The sequence below is a fragment of the Pseudothioclava arenosa genome (assembly GCF_002358085.1).
Lineage (GTDB): Bacteria > Pseudomonadota > Alphaproteobacteria > Rhodobacterales > Rhodobacteraceae > Pseudothioclava > Pseudothioclava arenosa.
The window spans coordinates 382,014-404,386 of record NZ_NTJD01000002.1 but is presented as its reverse complement, the minus strand read 5'-3'; the positions used below and the strand labels follow the sequence as shown (position 1 = coordinate 404,386).

Here is a 22,373-nt window from a genome sequence, read left to right as displayed (position 1 = left end):
GCGGCTCGCTGGCGTTCAACAAGGACGTGATGGCGGTGCTGGAAAGCTTCGGGCTGCGCGAAGGCGCCAACTCGGAGCCGCGCGAATACGTGGTCGAAAAGGCCTTCGTCGGCGACGGCATCTGAGCCCGCCCGACATCCCCAACAAAAAACCGCGCCCTGAACCGGCGCGGTTTTCTTTTGCGTATTTGGACCAAGAAGAAACCGAAGCCCCTTCATTTTGCCAAAAATATCCCGGGGGTGAGGCGGGGGAAGCGCGCCTCCGGTGGAGGCACGCCCCGACGAACGCGCGAGCCCGCGAGCGCAGAAGTGTCGGGGGCAGAGCCCCCGGCCCCCGTCGGGCCTCTTAGAGACCCAGCGCGGTTTTAACCTGCGCGATCACAGCTTCGACCATCTCGGGGCTTTGCGCCGCCTGATCGACCGCGGATTTGAGCACGGCCTTGGTGCCGTCGGCCAGATCCGAGGCGTCGATCATCTCGTTGATCTTGGTCGCATCGAAGCCCTCAGCGGTCAGCGCCTTGGCACCGTCAAGCAGGCCCGAACCCATCTCGGCGGCCGACTCGCCCGCGGCGGTCATGGCTTCACCGGCGGCATCGACGGCCTCTTTGGCGGCCTCGGTCGCGGCGGTAGCGGCTTCGGTCGCGGCATCCGCGGCTTCAGCGGCGGTCTCGCCCGCAGCATCGACGGCGGCGCTGGCAGCTTCGCCCGCTGCGGCCGCAGCTTCCTGGGCGGCGTAGGCAGCGGCTTTGGCCGCTTCGGCGGCGGCTTCGGTCGCGGCGGAGACCGCATCGCTCACCGGCGTTTCCGGCGCGGCGGCTTCGGGCGCAGGAGCCGGCGCGGGTTCAACCGCTGCAGGCGCTTCGGGAGTGGGCTCTTGTTGCGAGACAAACATATAGCCCCCCACCGCGATCGCGGCGATCACCAGGGCAAGACCGGCAAACTTGTTCATTTTCTACCTCTTCACAGTCACGGGATTTCTCGTGGACGCTCTATATGGACCCTTCCGGGGCAAAAGGCAGGGGCAAAAGTGCGGTTTTTTTCCCCTTCGGCGGATCTGCGCTTTCGCTGTTGAAAGCCCAGGCTTTGCAGCCTATTTTGCGGGCCATTCACGCGAAGGTTACAGAAGGATCACCGCCATAGCCCGCAGACCACACAATGCCCCGCCGCAACGCGACACCGGACCGCGCGTCAATGGACGCATTCGCGCGCCCGAAATCCGCCTGATCGGCGCGGATGGGGAAAACGTCGGCGTCGTCACGCCGCGCGAGGCCCTCACCATGGCCGAGGAGGCCGGGCTTGATCTCGTGGAAATCTCGCCGACCGCGAACCCGCCGGTCTGCAAGATCATGGATTTCGGCAAGTTCAAGTATGAACAGCAAAAACGAGAAGCCGAAGCCCGCAAGAAGCAGAAGGTCATCGAGATCAAGGAAGTCAAGTTCCGTCCCGGCACGGATACGCATGACTACGAGGTCAAGATGCGCTCGGTGATGAAGTTCCTCGAGAATGGCGACAAGGTGAAGGTCACGCTGCGCTTCCGCGGCCGCGAGATGGCGCACCAGCAGCTGGGTCTCGAACTGCTCAACCGCGTCAAGGAAGATGTGGGCGATGCCGGCAAGATCGAATCGATGCCGAAGCTCGAAGGCCGCCAGATGGTGATGATGATCGCCCCGGCGAAATAAGCCACAGCGAATACGCCCGTATCCGGGCAGGAACCCTCCCCTTGCGGGGAGGGTTTTTTCGTTGGCTCAGGCCGCTTTGCGTTCCGGGATGACGAAGGCCACCACGATGAACACGAGGCCGAGCACGATGCCCACGACATCGCCCGGCAGCGCCGGGAAGAGCGCGTCGTATTTCGCGCCCGGCACCTGGCCCAGCGTGACCTTGCCGCCGAGGATCGGGTTCAGGAGCCCCGTCGCCTTCACGCTGTCATAGGCCAGCGTATAGGCCCAGGCGCCGATCAGCCCGCCGGCCACGAAGAACAGCGCATCGCGCCGCCCCGAGCCCAGCGCGCAGACGCCCGTGCCCGGGCAATAGCCCGACAGCGCCCAGCCGATGCCGAGGATCATGCCGCCGACGAAGACGCCGGTCTCGGCGGTCTTCACCGACATGTGGCCGACATCGACCAGCCCCGCCATCTGCCCGCCGAAGGTCAGGATCAGCAAAAGCCCGATCGCCAGCAGGATCGCCTTCATGATGCCCAGCGCCTTGAGGCTCAGCATCTTGCCCAGAACGCTCGGGTTCGAGGCGCCGATGAGGTCAAGAACCGCGCCGAACGCACCGCCAATGACCAGTGCCAGAATGATCTGTTGCATGGATCAGCCCTCCTGCTTGTAGAGCATCAGCGCGACGGGAACCGCGGTGAGGAACGTGCCGGCCGAGAAGATGAAGCCCGAGACCGCGGTCTGGCCCATCCCCGACATCATGTGGCCCGAGGTGCAGCCGCCCGCGAGCCGCGCGCCAAACACCACGATGATCCCGCCCAAAAGCGCGCCCATGTAGCGTTTCCACGGCGAGGCGCCGAAATTCGCGCGCCACAGCGCGGGCACCGGGCCCTCGCCGCCAAAGGCGCCGCGCGCGGCAGCCGAGATCCCGGCGCCGATCGCCATCGCCACCACGAAGACAAAGCCGTAATTCCACGGATTCGCGATGTCCTTGGCGTATTTGTTGAAATAGCTGACCGGCGAGCTGGGCCCTTCGGCCCCCGCAACGATGGTGTCGGGATTGATCATGTCGGCGATCACCCCGTCGAGCACGACGAATTGCGTCGACACCCCGATCGGTTTCACCAGCAGGATGGCCGCGAAGAACACGATCCCCAGCAGCAGCCCGCCCAGTTTCCATGAGACGGTCATGTTTCCCCTCTTTCTCTTGTTATATTCACGTTTTGGAATGTAACGCGGCGCGCGGCGGCGGTCACGCGAAAGCACGCGTGGTGCGCGGGCACATATCGTCGCAGGAGGGAAAGCAGGGCCCAAAAATTAAGGGGGTGTCCACAAATCGTGTTGGCTCACTATGCGGTCTTTGCGGCCGTTCGCCGGTCACTGCCAAATACCAGCTTTGCCTACAACTGGCGATGGCAGTTAGGCTTTGCGGAAACCACCCTGAACACAAACCAAAAGTACTCGAGTTCGGGACGCGGGATCAGAGAAGGACGATTGGCGGGACTTCGTTATTCTTCCACCTATACGAGCTTCCATTTGATCTCAAGCCGTGAGAGTTCATCGAAGAGCTGTGGTCTGAAGTTGTTTACACCGCTTGTTCGCCCATACCCCTCTACAAATACAAGCTCTATATGGTTACTTTGTCTTTTCTCAATCTGCTCAACGAATTCAGTCGTGAGATGCTCGCGGAGCGCAGCGTACTCAGGGGTTTGTACCAAATCGGAAAGGTCTGGATTATGCTCCTGGGCAAACCTACGAACTGCGTCAATGTAACCAATTCTGCGTTGTCTCCGCGTGCGGCGTTTCTCAATTCCCCAGTTTACCCAAGGAAGCGAGATCGACATTATTGCTGCGACAATAGCCGCGATCACTGCAGGTGTAACATAGCTCAATAATTGGTCCATGAAGTTGCAGAATATCTCGCAGAAGGTGATTGGAATTCCAGTAATCGTGCACAAAATATGATTTCAGCACAAGGAGCAAGAAGACGCGTGCAGGGGGGGGGGGAACCATTGCACCTTGGCAGTCCGCAAAGGACTCAAAGCAAACCAACGCGATTTGCGGGCACCACAAAAATTAAAGCGCAGCGGGAGGGAGGCCCGCTGCGCATTTTAGGGATCGGACGAGGGAGAGCGTCTCGATCCTCGATCGGGTTCGGGCGGTTCGCACCGCTTTTCAGGGAGATCGCGAACCCGATGCGAAAGAGATACGTGAGCCCCCTTCCGCAAGCCTTGACCTAAGTCAAATCTTGCCCGAGGGGAGTGCGACATTTTGGCAGGCGGCGGAAATGCGGATCAAAGCTTCTGCAGGCCCAGGCGGATCGCACGATTGTCACCGCGCGCAAGCACCCATCTGCCAAGCCGCCGCGCCAGATCCTTGTGCCCCTTCGCCACGACCCGGGTGAACAGTTCGCGCTGATACCGCGCCGAGTCGCGACGTGCGCGCAGGCGGCGATAGAATTCAAGTTCGGTCAGCGAGCCGTCCAACGCGCCAAGGATGATCGGCGACAAGATCCCCATTTGGTTAAGCGACGAGCCCAGCCGGTGCCCCATCAAGGGCGCGCGCAGCCGCACGACATTCTCGCCCTCAAAACGATCGGCATGACCCCGGTCGAGCGGCTCGTAGGGATCGTAGAAGATATTGACCCGCCGCGCCGTGCGCGAGGCCTCGGCCGCATCGCCATATTTGCCGGAATAATCGCGATCCCAGGCGACCTTGTAGCGCGTCTCCCAGGGCACGAGGGTCTTGTCCAGAGTCGATTGCGGCGAGATCGCCACCACATCCGCGCCCGGATGCGCGGGCGAAAACGCGCAGGCCGCATAGCCGCCCATCGAGGCGCCATAGAACACCACGCGCTCAAACCGGTTGAAGAAGCCCTCGGTCGCGAGCCGGTCGAACTGATCCGAGACCCAAGGCTCGCGATACCAGGTCCAGCCGCCCGCCATCACACCCAGCATCGACCAGCCCTGTTTCTCGATGAACTCGAAGCCCCAAGGTCGGCGCGTGTCGCGCTTGTTCATCGCGATGTCGAGGTTGTCGAAGGTGACGACCAGCACCTTTTCGCTGCGCGGGATGAACAGGAAACTGTGGCCGGTGTCGTGCTCGGTATAGAAGCCGTCCTTTCCGGTCAGCTCGCGTGCGATCTCGCCCCAGCCAGGGTCGGCGGCCTGCGGCGCGGGCGGGTTCGGGGTGAACACCACGCGGTTGATCGTGCCGCCGCCACCATCGGGCATTTCCTCGACAAGCGCGTTGGTGCCAAATCCCTTGAGAAACGGATAGGCGCCCGAGCCCTTGCGGATATCCATCAGCATCCGGTTGTCGGAATGCAGCGCGCCTTCCAGAACCGGGGCGATATGCTTGACCTTGTTCACATCGCCAAAGCCCGACAGGTTCAGGAGCAGGTCGACCGGGCGCAGATCGCCCGCGCGCGCAACCACCCGGATGCGTTCGGGCGCGATGCCCTCAGCCTCGAGATGGGCGCGGTAGGGCGCAACCCAGTCCGAGGGCGCATCCGGCCATTTGCCATTGGGCAGCAGGTCGATCAGATGGATGTCGCAATCCCAGCGATCCGCCGCCGCCAGCACCAGCCCCGGCGCGGTGCCGCCGAGATCGGCGATCGAGGTCACGCCCGCGATCCCGGCCATATCGAACACCGCCGGGTCCGCGCCCTTTTGCTCGAAGACCAGCTTGGCCCGACCCTTGATCGGCGCAAACTCCGGGCGAATGCCCTGAACCTTGAGCAGCTTGTCGAGGAAGGTTCCCGCGCGCGGCACGCCATTGAAGCGCAGCCCCAGCTCGCGCTTGTTCGAGGCCCACAGATGCAGCGCCGTGGTGCGCTCGGTCAGCATCTCTTCGACCTTCTCGGCCTCGCGGATCATCATCGTGCGTTCGCGGAAGGTGACGGGGTAAAACGCGTCGAGCGGCTGCACTTTGTCATGCAGCCCGTGCTTTTCCGCGAAATGCGAGATCATCATCGGGCCCCAGACGCCCCAGGGCTGCTGGCTGACATGCACCGGCTCGCCCCGCGCCGCCGCAGCGCGATAGTCATCTTGCATCGAACGCTTCAGGAAGGGCGGGATCGCGTAGCGGTCCTCCATGAAAGCAAGGATATCGCGCGTGACCGGCGCGTCCGCAGGCAGGCCCAGAACCGCGTTATTCACGCGTTTCGAATTCGGCAGCTCGTAACCAAAGACATAATCGCTGTCATAGTCCATCGGCCGCCAGCAATAGACATCGGTATCGACCCAGATCATGCCGGGGTTCTGCGCGATCATGTGAATACGGAAGTAATCGGCGAACAGCGCGAAGCTGTCCTTTTTCTCGTATTTGATGAAATCGTCGGTATCGAGCACCTCGCGCCCGTCGCGCCGGATCACGCCCTCGGGGACATTGGGGATGTCCTCATAGGAAAACAGGGTGATCTTCTGGCCCTGTTCGACGAAACTCTTGAGGCAGAGCTGTTCCATCCAACTCAGAGCCCCGCCAATCCAGAGCGTGCCGACCTCGCGCACTCGTGCCATTTCTGCCTCAACCGTTACCTTCACGGCCTGGGGCCGCGATTTCGCGCCACTTTGCCCGAGAAACCCCGTCTTTCCAATGGCAAAGCGCAGCCCGCCCGGCGCTGCGGGGCTTTGCGCCGGGCCGCGGCGGGTGTTAGGAAGGCGGCAGGAACGAGGTAAGGGGTTTTCAGAATGGCGCGCGTACTCCGGCGGCACCTGATCTGCGCGGCCGATCCGGCCGGCGGGCCGATGTTGCTTGATGCGGTGGCGCTGCCCGAGGCCGGGGCGGATGGCGGGCGTCTGCAGTTTCGCGCGTTTTTCGGCAACCCGTGCAAGCCCGAACAGATCGCCCTCGACGGCCTGCCCGAGGGCAGCGATATCCTTGAGCGGCGCGATATCTCGGGCTGCACGATGGTGGTGGGGCGCGCGCCCGCGCCGCTGCATCTGGCGCTCCATGCCACCCCACCCGAGCCCGACACGCCGCCCCCGGCCCCGAGCCTCCTGCCCGTCAACACGCCCGAGACCGGGCTGTTCGCTGGCAAGAACGTGCTTTTCGGCCAGCGCCTCGAAGAAAGCCCCGAGACGGTTCTGGACTGGCTGAGCTGGCATCACGACCTGCATGGCGCCAATGCCGCGCTGGTGCTTGACCGCTGCCCGCCCGACAGTTTCGCGGCCTCGGGCGCCGAATTCGAACACGCGCTGCAACAGGGGCTGGAGGCACGCGAAATCGACATGGTGGTGGTGCTTCTGTCGGCCCCCGCGCCGCTTGGCAAGCCCGGGATGGGCCCCGAGAACCACCCGTTCCTCGCCCCCGACGCGCCCGGCAAGGACCGGATGGAGGTGCCAGCCCCCGATCCGTGGCGCGCGCCTTTGGGGCAAGGCATCCTGTTCGAGGCGGCGAAATGGCGGTTTCTGGCGCGGGCGCGGGCGATGGTCACGCTCGATGTGACCGATTTCCTCGCGCCCCATGACGACCGCCCCAATGTGTTCGACGCGACCCGCGCCGCGCCTTCGGGCGTGGTGTTGCTGGTGGGGCGGAGGATCTATCCCTGGCGCGTGCGCAACGGCCAGCCCGAGCGTTTCGCCGACCATATCTGCCGCCAGTTCGACAATCGCCGTGGCATCGCGCGCTGGGGCTGCGCGCCCGACGTGGCGGGGCTGAACGCGACCTGGCGGATGATCCGCGTGGCCTTCGCCAAGCCCGACCCGGCCTCGGTCTATGCGTTCTGGCGCGCGATGGCCTTGCGGGTGCCGGGGCGGCAGGCCTCGGAGCTCGCGCCCAAGACCTCGCTGATCGAAGACGCGCAGCTTTTGCATATCGCGCAGGAGATCTGGCGCCACAAACCGATCCGCCCGCCGGTCTCCAAGCTCAAGCCCGCGCCGAAACACGCCACTGACGCCGGGCGCACCGCGATCGTCACCACGATGAAGAACGAGGGGCCCTTTATCCTCGAATGGATCGCCTATCACCGTGCGATCGGGGTCGACGACTTCCTGATCTACACCAACGATTGCACCGACGGCACCGACACGATGCTGGAGATGTTGCAAAGCAAGGGGATCTGCCAGCACCGGGTGAACCCCTGGGTGCCGGGCGGCGAGCTGAAACCCCAACATGCCGCGCTGCAGGCCGCCGAAAGCGAGCCGGTGATCCAGAGCGCGGGTTGGTCGATCTGCATGGATGTGGACGAGTTCATCAACGTCAAGATCGGCGACGGCACGCTGAAGGCGCTTTATGCGGCGATGGGCGAGGCGAACATGATCAGCCTCACCTGGCGGCTCTTCGGCAATAACGATGTGCATGAATACCACGACAGGTTCCTGCTCGATCAGTTCACCGCCTGCGCCCCCGAGCTGGTGCGAAAACCGCATCAGGCCTGGGGCTTCAAGACGCTGTTTCGCAATATCGACATCTACAAGAAGCTCGGCGTGCACCGACCCAAGGGGCTCGTGCCCGACCTCTGGGACCGGGTGAAATGGCTGAACGGTTCAGGCCGCCCGATGCCGCGCGAGATGTTCCGCAACGGCTGGCGCTCGACCACGGAGACCTATGGCTACGACTGGGTGCAGCTGAACCATTACGCGGTGCGCTCGGCCGAGAGCTTCCTGGTCAAGCGCGACCGGGGCCGGGTCAACCATGTCGATCGCGACCAGGGGCTGAACTACTGGTTCCGGATGAACCACAACGCCACCGAAGACCGCTCGATCCAGCGCATGATCCCGGCGCTGCGGGCCGAATACGACCGGCTGATGGCCGACCCGGAAATCCGCGCCGCACATGAGCATTCCGTCGCCTGCCACCGCGCCAAGATTGCCGAGCTGCGCGCCACCGAGAATTACGAGAATTTCTATGGCGACCTGACCTCGGAACGCTTCGAGGCGCTCTCGCGGATGCTGCATATCTTCGGCTCGAACGTGTTCAACGCCGGCCCCGACGTGATCCCCGCCGACCTGCACAAACGCGCTCTGCCGCGGGGGTTCTTTTTCACCGTCGATCACCACGGCGAGGCCGAGCATTGAGCCCCGCCCCGGCTTGCACCCCGAGGTCGGCTGCCTCCGGCGGGAGTATTTCAGGCTCGATGAAAGCCGGAAGGGCGGCGCCCCGAGGGGTGGCATTGGTGAAACCGAGCGCGCTTGCCGGGCGGGCGCGCGTCATGCGAGGGTAGTCCCATGCGCATTCTCGCCATCACCTGCGTCAAGAACGAAGGCGCCTTTCTGCTCGACTGGCTCGCCCATGCGCGCGCGGTTGGGTTCACCGATTTTCTCGTGTTTTCCAACGATTCCGACGACGGCACCGCCGAGATGCTGGAACGGCTGCAGGCGCTTGGCCAGATCACGCATCAGCCGAACCCCGGCCCCTGGAAGGAAGGTCCGCAATGGGCCGCGCTGAAGGCAGCCGAGGCGCATCCGCTGAAGGCCGACGCCGATTGGGTGATGTTTCTCGATATCGACGAGTTTCCGGTGATCCATGCGGGCGACGGTACCCTGCCCGCGCTGATCGCGGCCCTGCCCGAAGCAACCGCGATCCCGCTGACCTGGCGGCTTTTCGGCAATTGCGGCGTGGTCAGCTATGTCGACCGCCCCGTCGCGCAGCAATTCCCCCGCGCCGCGCCGCGCCGGATCCGCTGGCCGTGGCGCGCGCAGATGTTCAAGACGCTGTTTCGCAACGATGGCAGCTATCGCAAGCTGGGCGTGCACCGCCCGCGTGCGCTCGCGCCCGGCGCAGAAGCGCGCTGGTTCGACGGCTCGGGGCGCGAATTGCCCGGCATCTATCACGAGAACCGGCTGTTTTCGCTGCTGGGCGAAGACAATTACCAGCTCGCGCAGCTCAACCATTACCCGTTGGGCAGCATGGAGGGCTATCTGGTGAAATGCGACCGGGGACGCTCGAACCGGGCGGCGGAGCCGTTTGACATGTCTTATTGGGTCGAGCGCAACTTCTGCACCGAGGAAGACCTGACCATCGGGCGTTACGCCGAGGCGACGGCTGCCTTGCGCGCCAAGTTAGGCGCCGACCCGGAACTCGCGCGGCTGCATGGCTCGGCAGTGGCCTGGCGTCAGGCGCGGTTCGAGGCGCTGATGGCCGACGAGGCCTATCGCGGGCTGTTCGGGCGGCTGGTGATCACACCCCCTTCGCGGGTGATGCCGCCCGCGCTCGAGAACCGCATCCTCGCGCATGCGCGGCGCGCTTCCCTTACGTCGAAGTGAACAATCTGTGTCCAACCCCGCCATTGTCCTGCGGGGTCAGATAGTCCAGCATGTCTTCCTAATGTGCTCATATTCTTGCCGCATTGCGGTAGCGAAAACTTAACCAGAGTTTTGTTGTTTAACGAGTACGATCCGGGACCAGACCAAATGCACAGCACATCGGAAATTCGACGAAATATGAAGGACTTAGGCAACGAGGACTGGCGTGAGGCTCTGGCCGAGATCGCCGAGGAGGACGGCTATTTCGAGCCGCTCGCCCCGGACCATTTCGCCGCCTTCGTCGATGCCGGGCCCCAGCTGCTGGTCAGCTTCGAAAGCCGCACGCGAATCCGCGCGTTGCGCCCCGATCACCTGCCCTATGGCCTGTCGCTCGCCCAAAGCCACGGCTGGTCGAGCCTGACCCTCGTCGCCGAGGACGAGACATGGTTCCGCGACGAGCGGGTCTATGGCTATTTCGACCGGCTGATCGACGAGGCCTTTTTCGAGGATTTCGACCGCGTGGTGTTCTACGGCGAGGGCGCGGGGGGCTATGCGGCCTGCGCCTATTCGGTCTCGGCGCCGGGAGCCACGGTGGTCGCGCTGCGCCCGCAGGCGACGCTTGCCCCCGCGATCGCCGGATGGGACGACCGTTTTCCGCAGATGCGCCGACGCGATTTCACCCGGCGTTTCGGCTTTGCGCCCGACATGATGGAGGGTGCGGGCGCGGGATTTGTGGTCTTCGACCCGTTCGAGCGGCTCGATGCGATGCATGCCGCGCTGTTCGCGCGCCCCGGCACGACGCTGATCCGCTGCCGCAACATGGGGCTCGATCTGGAGCGAATGCTGGCGTCTTTGGGCGTACTGGACACGGTGCTGGAGCGGGCGATGGCCGGGCATCTGACCGAGGCCGATTTCTGGCCGCTTCTGCGCGCGCGTCATAGCCTGCCGCAATATCTGCGCCACCTCGCCGGGCGGCTGCATGACCACGACCGGGTCTATCTTGAGGCGCTGCTGTGCCGCAACGTGACCGAGCGACTGAAGGACCCGCGCTTTCACAGCCGCTACAAGGAACTGGACGAACAATTATCGCGCAACGGCGTCACGCTGCCTCCGCCCCGCCTGTAACCGGCGCGGGTGATCAGCCTGCCGAAGGGGCGCTGCCCTCTCCGCCAAGATCGTCTTCAAGCTCATCGGGATCGGCGCCGTGATAGCGTGCGACATGGGTGCGCACGCGGCGGGTCTCGTGATGGCGCGCAGCCTGTGCCAGCAGCTCGGAGTCGGGGACGAACAGCGGCGCGGGGGTGAATTCCTCGACGACCGCCCGGATCTTCAGGCCCAGCGCGCCCAGCGCCATCAGCAAGGGCTCTTGCGCGCGAACAAGGATACGCTCGGGGTCGATCTGGCAAGGTGCGTGGAATTGCCCAATGCACAGCGCCGCCAGCACCAGATCGCCGCGCACCTCAGTCAGGGTTTCGGTTTCCGAATTGAACATCGCGCCCTCCTTCCCTTGCCCGTTCTGGCAAGGCCCGACCGCAGTATCGGACGGGTGGGCGCAGCCTGCAAGAGCCTAGCCGCCGCAGGCCGGCAGGGGCGCGAGGGTCAGAAATAGAACCGGTCGGCGAAAACATGACCGACGATGCGCTCGGGCGTGAGCCCCCGCGCCGCCAGATCAGCCGCGCTGAGCTTGCGCAACCGCGCGATTTCCTCGGCGCGCGACTGGCGCTCGGCCATCGCGATCAGCGCCTGCGCGAAGCCTCGGGCAAGACCCGCGATCTGTTTGCCAAGCGGCAACGCCGCCTTGTCGTGAAAGCTGATAAAAGCCATGTCGGAACCCTCTGAGATCAGTCAGGACGTTCCCTCCCTGCCTTCGACACTAAGTCAGCAATGCTGACTTAACAATCGCATTTAACGCATCCCGGTCATGCAGGCCACGCATCGCGGCAACTGCGTCGCCTTCGCGCTGGATTCGCGCGCGCGGGCGGTGTAATTCGGGCTCCATGACCCAGATCACCATCCCCCGCCCCGACGACTGGCACCTGCATCTGCGCGACGGCGCGATGCTGCAAGCGGTGCTGCCCGAAACCGCGCGCCATTTCGCCCGCGCCATCGTGATGCCGAATCTGGTGCCGCCGGTGGTGACCGGGGCCGAGGCCGCGGCCTATCGCGAACGGATCCTCGCGGCGCTGCCCGAGGGGATGACCTTCGAGCCCCTGATGACGCTCTATCTGACCGAAGACACCGACCCGGCCGATGTCGCCGCGGCGGCCGCTTCGGGGCTGGTGCGCGCGGTCAAGCTCTATCCGGCGGGGGCCACGACCAACTCGGCCTCGGGGGTGCGCGATTTCGACAAAGTGCGCCCGGTTCTGGAAAAGATGGCCGAGATCGGCCTGCCGCTTTGCGTCCATGGCGAGGTGGTCACGCCCGAGGTCGATATCTTCGACCGCGAGGCGGTGTTCATCGAGACCGTTCTGGACCCGATCCGCCGCGCAACGCCGGGGCTGCGCGTGGTGATGGAGCATATCACCACCAAGGACGGCGTCGATTACGCGCGCGCGCAGGGCGATGACCTTGGGGCCACGATCACCACACATCACCTGATCATCAACCGCAACCACATCCTCGTGGGCGGGATCAAGCCGCATTACTACTGCCTGCCCGTCGCCAAGCGCGAGCTGCACCGGCTTGCCCTGCGCGAGGCCGCGACCTCGGGCGAGGCGCGGTTCTTCCTCGGCACCGACTCGGCGCCGCATGCGGACCATCTGAAAGAACATGCCTGCGGCTGCGCGGGTTGCTTCACCGCGACCAACACGATGGCGCTCCTGGCGCATGTCTTCGAGGAAGAGGGCAAGCTCGACACCCTCGCGAATTTCGCCAGCCGGAACGGCCCGGCCTTCTACCGCCTGCCGGTGAATGCCGAAACCATGACCCTGGTGAAATCCGATAGCCCCACGCAATGGCCCGACAAGATCCTCTCGGGCGCGGGGCCCGTGACCGTGTTCAACCCGGGCTTCCCGGTCTATTGGAATGTGAAAGACTGACCCTTCTTCTTGGCGGAAATACGCATGCCCCGCCGACCGCGAGCGACCCGCTTCGGAATTTGCGTATTTGATCCAAGAAGAAACAGCTTAGGACGAGACAGATGATCCCCAGCACCTACCCCACCCGCGAGGAAATCGCCCGCCTGACCGCGCGCATGCTGCTTGAAATCGGCGCGGTGAATTTCAACACCGAGACGCCCTATACGCTGGCCTCGGGCCTGCCGTCGCCGAGCTATATCGACTGCCGCAAGCTGATCAGCTTCCCGCGCATCCGCTCCACGCTGATGGATTTCCTGACCATCACCGTGCTGCGCGACGCAGGCTTCGAGGCCTTCGACAATATCGCCGGCGGCGAGACTGCGGGCATTCCCTTTGCCGCGCTCGTGGCCGAGCGGATGGCGCTGCCGATGACCTATGTGCGTAAGAAGCCGAAGGGCTATGGGCGCAATGCGCGCATCGAGGGCGCGATGTCGGAAGGCCAGCGCGTGCTTCTGGTCGAGGATCTGACCACCGATGGCGGCTCGAAGCTGAGCTTTGTCGACGCGATCCGCGACACCGGCGCGAGCTGCGCGCATACGGCGGTGATCTTCTATTACGACATCTTCCCCGAGACCGAGAAGACGCTCGGCGATCACGGCGTCGCGCTGCATTACCTCTGCACCTGGTGGGATGTGCTGGCCGAGGCCCGCGCGCAGGGCGCCTTCAGCGCCGAGACGCTTGATGAGGTGGAGAATTTCCTCAAGGCGCCGCGCGCCTGGCAAGAGGCCCACAAAAAGGGCTGAGCCCCGGCGAAACCCGCCGTCAGGCCCCCGGAAAATTCCTGTGGATAAGTGCAGGGATGATTTGTGGGCGAATTTCGGCGGGAATCGCGATGCTTCGCGCAGCCTACCAAATGTGGTATGCTGCGCCCGCAGCAACCCGATAAATTCGGCAAACCGCGCCTCGGATGCGCGGTTTTCCACATTTTTATCCCGATAGCTTTCCGTCACTCCGGTCGGTTAGGAAGGCGCCACGGCACACAGGCAGGCATTCGAGGCAGAGATGAACGACGCAACCCTTCCGCAAGGCGCAGAGCCCGCGAATATCGACGCCCTGCCCCATAATATCGAGGCCGAGCAACAGCTCTTGGGCGCGATCCTGACGAATAACGACATCTTCGACCGCATCGCGGCGGTGGTGAAACCAGAGCATTTCTTTGAGCCCGTGCATCAGCGCATCTACGAGGTCGCGATCGCGCGCATCCAGAAGAACGCGCTGGCCTCGCCGGTGACGCTGAAGGCGTTCCTCGAAGAGGATGAGGGGCTGAAGGCGCTGGGTGGCCCGGCCTATCTGGCACGTCTGGCGGGCTCGGCGATCGCGGCCTATGCGGCGCGCGATTATGCGCAGATGATCTACGAGCTCGCGATCCGGCGCGAGCTGATCCGGCTGGGCGGCGATATTTCGGCGCGTGCGCAGACGATGGTGGTCGAGGACGACCCGAAAGAACAGATCACCGCCGCCGAGCAGAAGCTCTACAACCTCGCCGAGCAGGGTCAGGCCGACAAGGGGTTCGTGAGCTTTCTCAAGGCGGTCACCGAGGCGGTCAGCTCGGCAAACGCGGCCTATCAGCGCGACGGCGGGCTTGCGGGTGTCTCGACCGGGCTGCGCGATCTCGACAAGAAACTGGGCGGGCTGCACCCGTCGGATTTGCTGATCCTCGCCGGGCGGCCGTCGATGGGGAAAACCTCGCTCGCGACCAACATTGCCTTCAACATCGCCAAGGCCTACAAGCGCGGCATCCGCCATGACGGCTCCGAGGGCGCGGTCGAGGGTGGCGTCGTGGGGTTCTTTTCGCTCGAGATGTCAGCCGAGCAGCTGGCGGCGCGGGTGCTGTCGGAGGCGTCCGAAGTGCCTTCGGAACAGATCCGTCGCGGCGACATGACCGAGACCGAGTTCCGCCGCTTCGTCGAGGCGGCAAAGGCGCTTGAGACCTGCCCGCTTTACATCGACGACACCCCTGCCCTGCCAATCTCGCAGGTCGCCGCGCGCTGCCGGCGGCTGAAGCGCACGCATGGGCTTGACGTGGTGATGGTCGACTACCTGCAGCTGTTGCGCGGCACCGGCAAGGGCGAGAACCGCGTGCAGGAGATTGCCGAAATCTCGATGGGGCTAAAGGCGATCGCCAAGGAACTGAACATCCCGGTGGTGGCGCTGTCGCAGCTGAGCCGGACCGTGGAAAGCCGCGAAGACAAGCGTCCGCAGCTGTCGGACCTGCGCGAATCGGGCTCGATCGAGCAGGATGCCGACGTGGTGATGTTCGTCTATCGCGACGAATATTACCGCGAGCGCGAGAAGCCCTCGGATCACGAGCTGGACAAGATGGCCGAATGGCAGGCGGTGATGGAAAAGGTCCATGGCAAGGCCGAGGTGATCATCGGCAAGCAACGTCACGGGCCGATCGGCGCGGTCGAGCTGGCGTTTGAGGGTCGCTTCACCCGCTTCTCGGATCTGGCGCAACCCTGGCAGGGCGACGGCTCGGACGGGTTCTGAGTGCAGGAGGGGCGCGGCCCCTCTTTTGCCTTCGGCAAAATTCACCCCGGAGTATTTCGGGCTCGATGAAAGGGGCGGCGCGCCCCTGCCCGCGGCAACAAATCGCCCCCCAGCACGGGCGCGGCACCAATTCCGCTTGACCTTCGCCGGGGAGCACTCAAGAAATCGGCCATGGCTACTGGAACGCTTCATATTGATCTCGACGCAGTGCTCGCCAACTGGCGCGCGCTTGATGCATTGACCGGCCCGGCGACGGAAACCGGCGCTGTGGTGAAGGCCGACAGCTATGGGCTGGGGGCCGGGCGCGTTGCACGCCATCTGGCCCGGGCCGGGTGCCGGAAATTCTTTGTCGCCGCCGCCGAGGAAGGCGCGCAGGTGCGCGAGGCGCTTGGCGAGGGCGTGGCTATCCACGTGTTCTCGGGGCATATGGCGGGGGATACCGATATCATCGGCGATCTCGGGCTGATCCCGATGCTGAACTCGATCGAACAGGTGACGCGCCATTTCGAGGCACTGCCCGGCGCCCCCTTCGGGGTGCAGCTCGATACCGGGATGAACCGGCTCGGCATGGAGGCCGGCGAATGGGAGGCGGTGGCACCCCTGGTTCTGGGCGCGGGCCCGAAGCTGGTGATGAGCCACCTTGCCTGTGCCGACGAGCCCGACCACCCGATGAACCGCCAGCAGCTCGAGGCGTTCCACTATATGACCGACGGTCTGGACCTGCCGCGCTCGCTTTCGGCGACGGGGGGCATCCTGCTCGGGCCGGAGTATCACTTCGACGTCACCCGCCCCGGCATCGGGATGTATGGCGGCATGCCGTTCGAGGCGGCACGCCCGGTGGCGCGGCTGTCGCTGCCGGTGGTGCAGACGCGCGATGTGGCTGCGGGCGAGAGCGTGGGGTACTCGAACACCTGGGTGGCCGAGATCGACAGCGTGATCGCGACCGTCTCGGCGGGCTATGCCGACGGGCTGCATCGCACGCTGTCCAGCAAGGCGACGCTTTGGGCCGATGGCACGCCCTGCCCGGTCGTCGGACGCGTATCGATGGACCTGATCACGGTCGATGTCACCCATCTGACCCAAGTGCCGAAGGCGCTCGACATCCTCTGCCCCGAACAGGGCGTCGATGATCTGGCCGAGGTTGCGGGCACGATCGGCTATGAAATCCTGACCAGCCTCGGCGCGCGCTATACCCGGCGCTATTCGGGGGGCGCCTGATGGGCATCCTAGCCCCGCTGGGCGCGCTCGGGCGCGTGACGCTGGGCGGGTTGGCGGCAATCGGGCGGGTGGCGCTATTCGCCGCCGAGGCGGTGTCGCACCTGTTCCGACCCCCCTTCTACGGACGCGAATTCCTGATCGCCTGCCTGCAGATCGGCTGGCTGAGCCTGCCCGTCGTGGGGCTGACGGCGCTGTTCACCGGCGCGGCGCTGGCGCTTCAGATCTACGCGGGCGGCGCGCGGTTCTCGGCCGAGGCCGTGGTGCCCTCGATCACCGCGATCGGCATGGTGCGCGAGTTGGGGCCGGTGCTGGGCGGGCTGATGGTGGCCGCGCGCGTGGCCAGCTCCATCGCCGCCGAGATCGGCACGATGAAGGTGACCGAGCAGATCGACGCGCTGGTCACCCTGTCGACCAACCCGATGAAATACCTGACCGTGCCGCGGATTCTGGCGGCCACGGCGAGCGTGCCGCTGCTGGTGGGCGTGGGCGATATCATCGGCATCATGGGCGGTTGGATGGTCGGCACCGGGCGGCTCGGGTTCAACTCGGCCACCTACCTGAAAAACACCTGGGATTACCTTGAATTCTGGGATGTCGGCTCGGGCCTCGTGAAAGGCGCGGCCTTCGGCTTCATCGTGGCGATCATGGGCTGCTATTTCGGCATGAATTCGGGCCGTGGCGCGCAGGGCGTGGGGCGGGCGACGAAATCGGCGGTGGTGGCGGCCTCGGTGGCGATCCTCGCGGCGAACTACCTGCTGACGGAGGTCTTCTTCTCGGCATGATCGAACTCGCAGGCGTCACCAAATCCTTCGGCTCGAACCACGTGTTGCGCGGGGTCGATCTGGTCGTGCCCAAGTCCGAGAGCATGGTGATCATCGGCGGCTCGGGCACGGGCAAGTCGGTGCTGCTGAAATGCATCCTCGGCCTCGTCACGCCCGACAGCGGTACGATCACGCTTGACGGGCGCGACGTACGCGAGGGCGACCGCGATGCCTTCCTCGCCCGCTTCGGCATGCTGTTTCAGGGCGGCGCGCTGTTCGACTCCCTCAGCATCTGGCAAAACGTGGCCTTCCGGCTGATGCGCGGGCCGCTGAAACGCCCGAAATCCGAGGCGCGAGAGATCGCCATCGAAAAGCTGCGCCGTGTGGGGCTTGCCCCCGAGGTCGCCGACCTGTTCCCCGCCGAGCTGTCGGGCGGCATGCAAAAACGCGTGGGGCTTGCCCGCGCCATCGCCGCCGAGCCCGAGATCATCTTTTTCGACGAACCCACCACCGGCCTCGATCCGATCATGGCGGGCGTCATCAACGAGCTGATCCGCGAGATCGTGACCGAAATGGGCGCGACCGCGATGACGATCACCCATGACATGTCTTCGGTGCGCGCGATCGCCGACCGGGTTGCGATGATCCATGGCGGCAAGGTGCGCTGGACCGGGCCGATTGCAGAGATGGACGCAACACCAGACCCTTACGTGCAACAATTCATCCATGGCCGCGCCGAAGGCCCGATCGAGGCCGTGCGGTGAAACGCGCGCTGCGATACCTGAACCTCGCGCTTCTGGTGCTGTTCCCGCTGGCCTGGGTGGCGCCGCTTCTTCGCGCAGGGCTCCTGCCGTTTTTCGAGCTTGATGAAATCTCGGTACTCTCGGGGCTGCAGGCGCTTTGGCAAAAGGACGTGTTCCTCGCGCTGGTCGTCACCTTCTTCGCGCTCTTCGCGCCCTATCTGAAGACCATCGGCCTCGCGCTGGTGCAGTTCGGGCTGGCCTCGCGCAAGATCGTGCCGGCGCTGAGCATGCTGGGCAAGCTCGCCATGGCCGACATCTTCCTGATCGCGCTTTACATCGTGCTGGCCAAGGGCGTGGGGCTCGGCCGGATCGAGACCGGCTGGGGGCTTTACCTGTTCACCGGCTGCGTGCTGGCCTCGCTGGCAATCTCGATCCTGGAAAAGCGCCGCTAGGGGCTCCGCCCCCGGCCTGCGGCCTCCCCCGGAGTATTTCAGGCTCGATGAAAGGGCCTTCATTTTGCCGGAAATATCCCGGGGTGAATGGCCCGGAACGGGCCAGAGGGGCAGCGCCCCTTTTTTCTTGATGTTCACCTAAAGTTCTGCTTTCTGTGATCCATGGCCAAAGCACAGACTGCCTTTACCTGTTCCGCCTGCGGCGCCGTCCACAAGAAGTGGAACGGCAAATGCGAGGCGTGCGGCGAATGGAACACGATCGTCGAGGAGGCGCCCTTGTCGGCAGGGCCTGCCGGCAAGAGCCTTGGCGCCGCGAAGGGGCGGGTCATTCCGCTCTCGACACTGGCCGCGCATGAGGCGCCGCCCGCACGCACGGCTTCGGGGCTCGAGGAATTCGACCGGGTTCTGGGCGGCGGGCTGGTGCCGGCTTCGGCGATCCTGGTGGGGGGCGATCCGGGTATCGGCAAATCCACGCTGCTTCTGCAAGCCATCGCAAGTTTCGCCCGCAACGGTCTGAAATGCATCTATATTTCCGGCGAAGAGGCTTCGGCACAGGTGCGCATGCGGGCCGAGCGGCTGGGGCTGGAAAAGGCGCCGGTGCAATTGGCGACGGAAACCAACCTGCGCGACATCCTGACCACGATGGAGTCCGAGCGCCCCGACCTGGTGGTGATCGATTCGATCCAGACGATGTGGGCCGACATGGTCGAGAGCGCGCCGGGATCGGTGGCGCAGGTGCGTGCAGCCGCCCATGAGCTGGTCACCTTTGCCAAGCGGCGCGGCACGGCGGTGGTGATCGTGGGCCACGTCACGAAAGAGGGCCAGATCGCGGGCCCCCGCGTGGTCGAGCATATGGTCGATACGGTGCTCTATTTCGAGGGCGAACGCGGCCATCAGTTCCGCATCCTGCGCGCGGTGAAAAACCGCTTTGGCCCGGCGGGCGAGATCGGCGTTTTCGAGATGACCGGCGCGGGGCTGAGCCAGGTCGCGAACCCCTCGGCGCTGTTTCTGTCGGAACGCGGGCAATCCGCACCGGGCTCGGCGGTGTTCGCGGGGATCGAGGGCACGCGCCCCGTGCTGACCGAGGTGCAGGCGCTGGTCGCGCCCTCGTCGCTGGCCAGCCCGCGGCGCACGGTGGTGGGGCTCGATGCGGGGCGGGTCTCGACGATTCTCGCGGTGCTCGAAAGCCGCTGCGGCATCCCTTTCGCCGGGCTTGATGTGTTCCTGAATGTCGCGGGCGGGATGAAAGTGACCGAACCGGCCGCCGATCTGGCGGTAGCGGCCGCGCTTTTGTCCGCGCGTGAAGATGTCGCCCTGCCCGCCGATCAGGTGATTTTCGGCGAGATCAGCCTGTCCGGGGCGCTGCGCCCGGTGGGTCAGGCCGAAAACAGGTTGAAAGAGGCGCAAAAACTTGGTTTCACAACGGCCATCGCCCCGGAGCATACCAAGGCCGGGGTGAGTGGCGATTTCCGGATGCGCAAACTGCCCGATCTCGTCACCTTTGTCGGAGAAATGTTTGGCGCAGGTTGACGCGCCCACGGAAAACAGGGGGCGCGACCGTCCATGGAAGGCTTCACCATCATCGACGGCGTCGTGGCGGGGGTGATCGTGCTCTCGGCGATTCTGGCCTATTCGCGCGGTTTCGTGCGCGAGGGGCTGGCGATCATCGGCTGGGGCGCGGCGGCTGTCGTGGCCTATATGTTCGCCGAGCCTGCCCGCCCGCTGGTGGCGCAGATCCCGGTGCTCGACAAGTTCATCGGCGACAGCTGCGAGCTGGCGACGATCGCTGGCTTTGCCGGGGTGTTCGCGCTGGCGCTGGTGGTGTTTTCGCTGCTCACGCCGCTGTTTGCCTCGATGGTGCAGCATTCGGCGCTTGGCGGGCTGGATCAGGGGCTTGGGTTCCTCTTCGGCGTGGCACGCGGTGCGATCCTCGTCGCGGTCGCGCTGCTGATCTATCAGGAGATCGGCGTGGCCGGCACCGTGCCCATGGTCGATGAGTCGCGCTCGCTCAAGGTCTTCGGCCAGATGAGCGGCCAGATGAACGACACCATCCCCGACGATGCGCCCGCATGGATCGTGGCGCGCTATAACGACCTCGTGGCGGCCTGCCCGAAGCCCAGCAATTAAGCGAGACGGGGCGCAGATGCGCTTTCGTGACGCCGGAATGACAGATTTGGTCGCGCGAGGGCTTAACACCCCTCGCGTTTCGCTATAAACGGGCGCCAAATCCCCCAACGGAGCCCCACGCCATGACCCAGCCGTGCAAGCCGTTCCTTTCGCATCCGTTCGATGACGACAAGCTCAAGGAAGAATGCGGGGTCTTCGGCGTAATCGGCGTGGCGGATGCCGCGAATTTCGTGGCGCTCGGCCTGCATGCGCTGCAGCACCGCGGTCAGGAAGCGGGCGGCATCATCACCCATGACGGCGAGAAAGGGTTCAATTCGGCCCATCGCTTCGGCTATGTGCGCGACAACTTCACCAAGGCCTCGGTGATGGAAACCCTTCCCGGCGCGCTTGGCATCGGCCATGTGCGCTACTCGACCGCCGGCTCGAAGGCCGCCGCGATCCGCGACGTGCAGCCCTTCTTCGGCGAGTTCTCGATGGGCGGCGCCGCGATTGCCCACAACGGCAACCTGACCAATGCCGAGGCTCTGCGCCGCGAGCTGATCGACCATGGCGCGATCTTCCAGTCCAGCTCGGATTCGGAATGCATCATCCACCTGATGGCGCGCTCGATCCAGAAGACCCATGCCGACCGCATCGCCGATGCGCTGCGCCGCGTCGAGGGCGCGTTCTCGGTCGTCGCGATGACGCGCACCAAGCTGATCGGCGTGCGCGATCCACTGGGCGTGCGCCCGCTGGTGCTGGGCCGGATCGGCGACAACGGTTTCGTGCTCAGCTCCGAAACCTGCGCGCTCGACATCATCGGCGCCGAATTCGTGCGTGAAATCGCGCCCGGCGAGATGGTCGTGATCCAGGACGGCAAGATCGAGAGCACCCGGCCCTTCCAGCCCGCGCCCTCGCGGTTCTGCATCTTCGAGCATGTCTATTTCTCGCGCCCCGACAGCTTCATCGACGGGCGTTCGGTCTATGAAACCCGGCTGCAGATCGGTGTCGAACTGGCACGCGAAGCGCCGGTCGATGCCGACCTCGTCTGCCCGGTGCCGGATTCGGGCACGCCCGCCGCGATCGGCTTCTCGCAGGCCTCGGGCATTCCCTTCGCGCTCGGCATCGTGCGCAACCAGTACATGGGCCGCACCTTCATCGAGCCGACCGAGCACATCCGCAACATGGGCGTGCGCCTCAAGCTCAACGTCAACAAGACGCTGATCAAGGGCAAGCGGGTGATCCTCGTTGACGACTCGGTCGTGCGCGGCACCACCTCGCGCAAGATCAAGGAGATGATCCTTGATGCGGGCGCCGCCGAGGTGCATTTCCGCATCGCCTCCCCGCCGACCGCCTGGCCCTGCTTCTACGGCGTCGATACGCCCGATCGCGAAAAGCTCTTGGCCGCGCGGATGAGCGAGGACGAGATGCGCGACTGGATCGGCGTCGACAGCCTGAAATTCATCTCGCTCGACGGGCTTTACCGCGCGACCGGCGCGCAGGACGGGCGCAACGCCGCCTGCCCGCAATATTGCGACGCCTGTTTCTCGGGCGAATACCCGATCGCGCCCGCCGACCAGCTGGAAAAAGGCTTCAAGGTCAAGGCGCCCTGCGCGGGCTGAGGCCGGCATCAGACACAACAGAACGGGCCCCGCGGGGCCCGTTTTGCGTTTCAGGCTG

20 protein-coding genes and 1 pseudogene are annotated in these 22,373 nt (G+C 64.9%); 15 read left to right on the top strand and 6 right to left on the bottom strand.

Annotated features, from left to right (window positions below; translation table 11 throughout):
• A pseudogene (locus CLN94_RS14085) lies at window positions 1-125 on the top strand (ferredoxin--NADP reductase); the annotation flags it as partial.
• A gap of 220 nt (window positions 126-345) precedes the next feature.
• Here CLN94_RS14085 and CLN94_RS04210 read toward each other — a convergent pair.
• Window positions 346-948, bottom strand: coding sequence for a hypothetical protein (locus CLN94_RS04210; protein WP_096431423.1), 603 nt, complete (start codon window positions 946-948; stop codon window positions 346-348).
• On the opposite strand from CLN94_RS04210, the gene infC reads away from it, so the two are divergent.
• Window positions 941-1,678 (top strand): translation initiation factor IF-3, encoded by a 738-nt coding sequence (gene infC, locus CLN94_RS04205; RefSeq protein WP_245845077.1) that lies wholly within the window; start codon window positions 941-943, stop codon window positions 1,676-1,678. The two genes, CLN94_RS04210 and infC, sit on opposite strands and share 8 nt — an antisense overlap.
• Window positions 1,679-1,744: 66 nt before the next feature.
• Here infC and CLN94_RS04200 read toward each other — a convergent pair whose 3' ends face one another.
• The 3 genes from CLN94_RS04200 to CLN94_RS04190 all read right to left on the bottom strand — a co-directional run bounded on the left by CLN94_RS04200 (window position 1,745) and on the right by CLN94_RS04190 (window position 6,180).
• Complete coding sequence (locus CLN94_RS04200; protein ID WP_096431421.1) at window positions 1,745-2,311, bottom strand: YeeE/YedE family protein; 567 nt, start codon at window positions 2,309-2,311, stop codon at window positions 1,745-1,747.
• Window positions 2,312-2,314: 3 nt separating this feature from the next.
• Window positions 2,315-2,926: a YeeE/YedE thiosulfate transporter family protein gene (locus tag CLN94_RS04195; protein WP_342744523.1), complete on the bottom strand. Its 612-nt coding sequence runs from the start codon at window positions 2,924-2,926 to the stop codon at window positions 2,315-2,317.
• Between the two features lie 1,028 nt (window positions 2,927-3,954).
• On the bottom strand, window positions 3,955-6,180 hold the full coding sequence (locus tag CLN94_RS04190; protein ID WP_096431498.1) for a hypothetical protein: 2,226 nt from the start codon (window positions 6,178-6,180) through the stop codon (window positions 3,955-3,957).
• Window positions 6,181-6,351: 171 nt separating this feature from the next.
• Here CLN94_RS04190 and CLN94_RS04185 point away from each other — a divergent pair, with 171 nt between their 5' ends.
• The 3 genes from CLN94_RS04185 (at window position 6,352) to CLN94_RS04175 (ending at window position 10,971) form a co-directional block, all read left to right on the top strand.
• Entirely contained in the window at window positions 6,352-8,679 is a 2,328-nt protein-coding gene (locus tag CLN94_RS04185; RefSeq protein WP_245845076.1) for a glycosyltransferase family 2 protein, read from the top strand.
• 150 nt (window positions 8,680-8,829) lie between these two features.
• Window positions 8,830-9,867 (top strand): glycosyltransferase family 2 protein, encoded by a 1,038-nt coding sequence (locus CLN94_RS04180; RefSeq protein WP_096431417.1) that lies wholly within the window; start codon window positions 8,830-8,832, stop codon window positions 9,865-9,867.
• A 177-nt stretch (window positions 9,868-10,044) separates the two neighbouring features.
• Window positions 10,045-10,971 (top strand): phosphoadenosine phosphosulfate reductase, encoded by a 927-nt coding sequence (locus CLN94_RS04175; RefSeq protein WP_245845074.1) that lies wholly within the window; start codon window positions 10,045-10,047, stop codon window positions 10,969-10,971.
• A gap of 13 nt (window positions 10,972-10,984) precedes the next feature.
• Here CLN94_RS04175 and CLN94_RS04170 read toward each other — a convergent pair whose 3' ends face one another.
• A complete protein-coding gene (locus CLN94_RS04170) occupies window positions 10,985-11,338 on the bottom strand; it encodes a hypothetical protein (RefSeq protein WP_096431413.1) in 354 nt (117 codons plus the stop codon).
• Window positions 11,339-11,445: 107 nt separating this feature from the next.
• Window positions 11,446-11,670: a DUF1127 domain-containing protein gene (locus CLN94_RS04165; protein WP_096431411.1), complete on the bottom strand. Its 225-nt coding sequence runs from the start codon at window positions 11,668-11,670 to the stop codon at window positions 11,446-11,448.
• Between the two features lie 173 nt (window positions 11,671-11,843).
• On the opposite strand from CLN94_RS04165, the gene pyrC reads away from it, so the two are divergent.
• The 10 genes from pyrC (at window position 11,844) to purF (ending at window position 22,315) form a co-directional block, all read left to right on the top strand.
• A complete protein-coding gene (gene pyrC / locus CLN94_RS04160) occupies window positions 11,844-12,884 on the top strand; it encodes a dihydroorotase (protein WP_096431409.1) in 1,041 nt (346 codons plus the stop codon).
• A gap of 101 nt (window positions 12,885-12,985) precedes the next feature.
• Window positions 12,986-13,666, top strand: a complete 681-nt coding sequence (locus tag CLN94_RS04155) for an orotate phosphoribosyltransferase (protein ID WP_096431407.1) — start codon at window positions 12,986-12,988, stop codon at window positions 13,664-13,666.
• A 259-nt stretch (window positions 13,667-13,925) separates the two neighbouring features.
• A complete protein-coding gene (locus tag CLN94_RS04150) occupies window positions 13,926-15,413 on the top strand; it encodes a replicative DNA helicase (RefSeq protein ID WP_096431405.1) in 1,488 nt (495 codons plus the stop codon).
• 171 nt (window positions 15,414-15,584) lie between these two features.
• Window positions 15,585-16,631, top strand: coding sequence for an alanine racemase (gene alr / locus CLN94_RS04145; RefSeq protein ID WP_096431403.1), 1,047 nt, complete (start codon window positions 15,585-15,587; stop codon window positions 16,629-16,631).
• Window positions 16,631-17,413 carry an MlaE family ABC transporter permease gene (locus CLN94_RS04140; RefSeq protein ID WP_096431401.1) on the top strand — a complete coding sequence of 261 codons (783 nt, stop codon included), beginning with the start codon at window positions 16,631-16,633 and terminating at the stop codon, window positions 17,411-17,413. The genes alr and CLN94_RS04140 overlap by 1 nt, the downstream gene beginning before the upstream one ends.
• Complete coding sequence (locus CLN94_RS04135) at window positions 17,410-18,156, top strand: ABC transporter ATP-binding protein (RefSeq protein ID WP_096431399.1); 747 nt, start codon at window positions 17,410-17,412, stop codon at window positions 18,154-18,156. Before CLN94_RS04140 ends, CLN94_RS04135 begins: the two co-directional genes overlap by 4 nt.
• Window positions 18,153-18,587 carry a paraquat-inducible protein A gene (locus tag CLN94_RS04130; RefSeq protein WP_096431397.1) on the top strand — a complete coding sequence of 145 codons (435 nt, stop codon included), beginning with the start codon at window positions 18,153-18,155 and terminating at the stop codon, window positions 18,585-18,587. Before CLN94_RS04135 ends, CLN94_RS04130 begins: the two co-directional genes overlap by 4 nt.
• A gap of 162 nt (window positions 18,588-18,749) precedes the next feature.
• The gene (radA, locus tag CLN94_RS04125) at window positions 18,750-20,117 is read left to right on the top strand and encodes a DNA repair protein RadA (protein WP_096431395.1); all 1,368 of its coding nucleotides are present in this window, start codon (window positions 18,750-18,752) and stop codon (window positions 20,115-20,117) included.
• A gap of 33 nt (window positions 20,118-20,150) precedes the next feature.
• Window positions 20,151-20,714, top strand: a complete 564-nt coding sequence (locus CLN94_RS04120; RefSeq protein ID WP_096431393.1) for a CvpA family protein — start codon at window positions 20,151-20,153, stop codon at window positions 20,712-20,714.
• Window positions 20,715-20,836: 122 nt separating this feature from the next.
• Entirely contained in the window at window positions 20,837-22,315 is a 1,479-nt protein-coding gene (purF, locus tag CLN94_RS04115; RefSeq protein WP_096431391.1) for an amidophosphoribosyltransferase, read from the top strand.
• Window positions 22,316-22,373 lie beyond the last annotated feature (58 nt).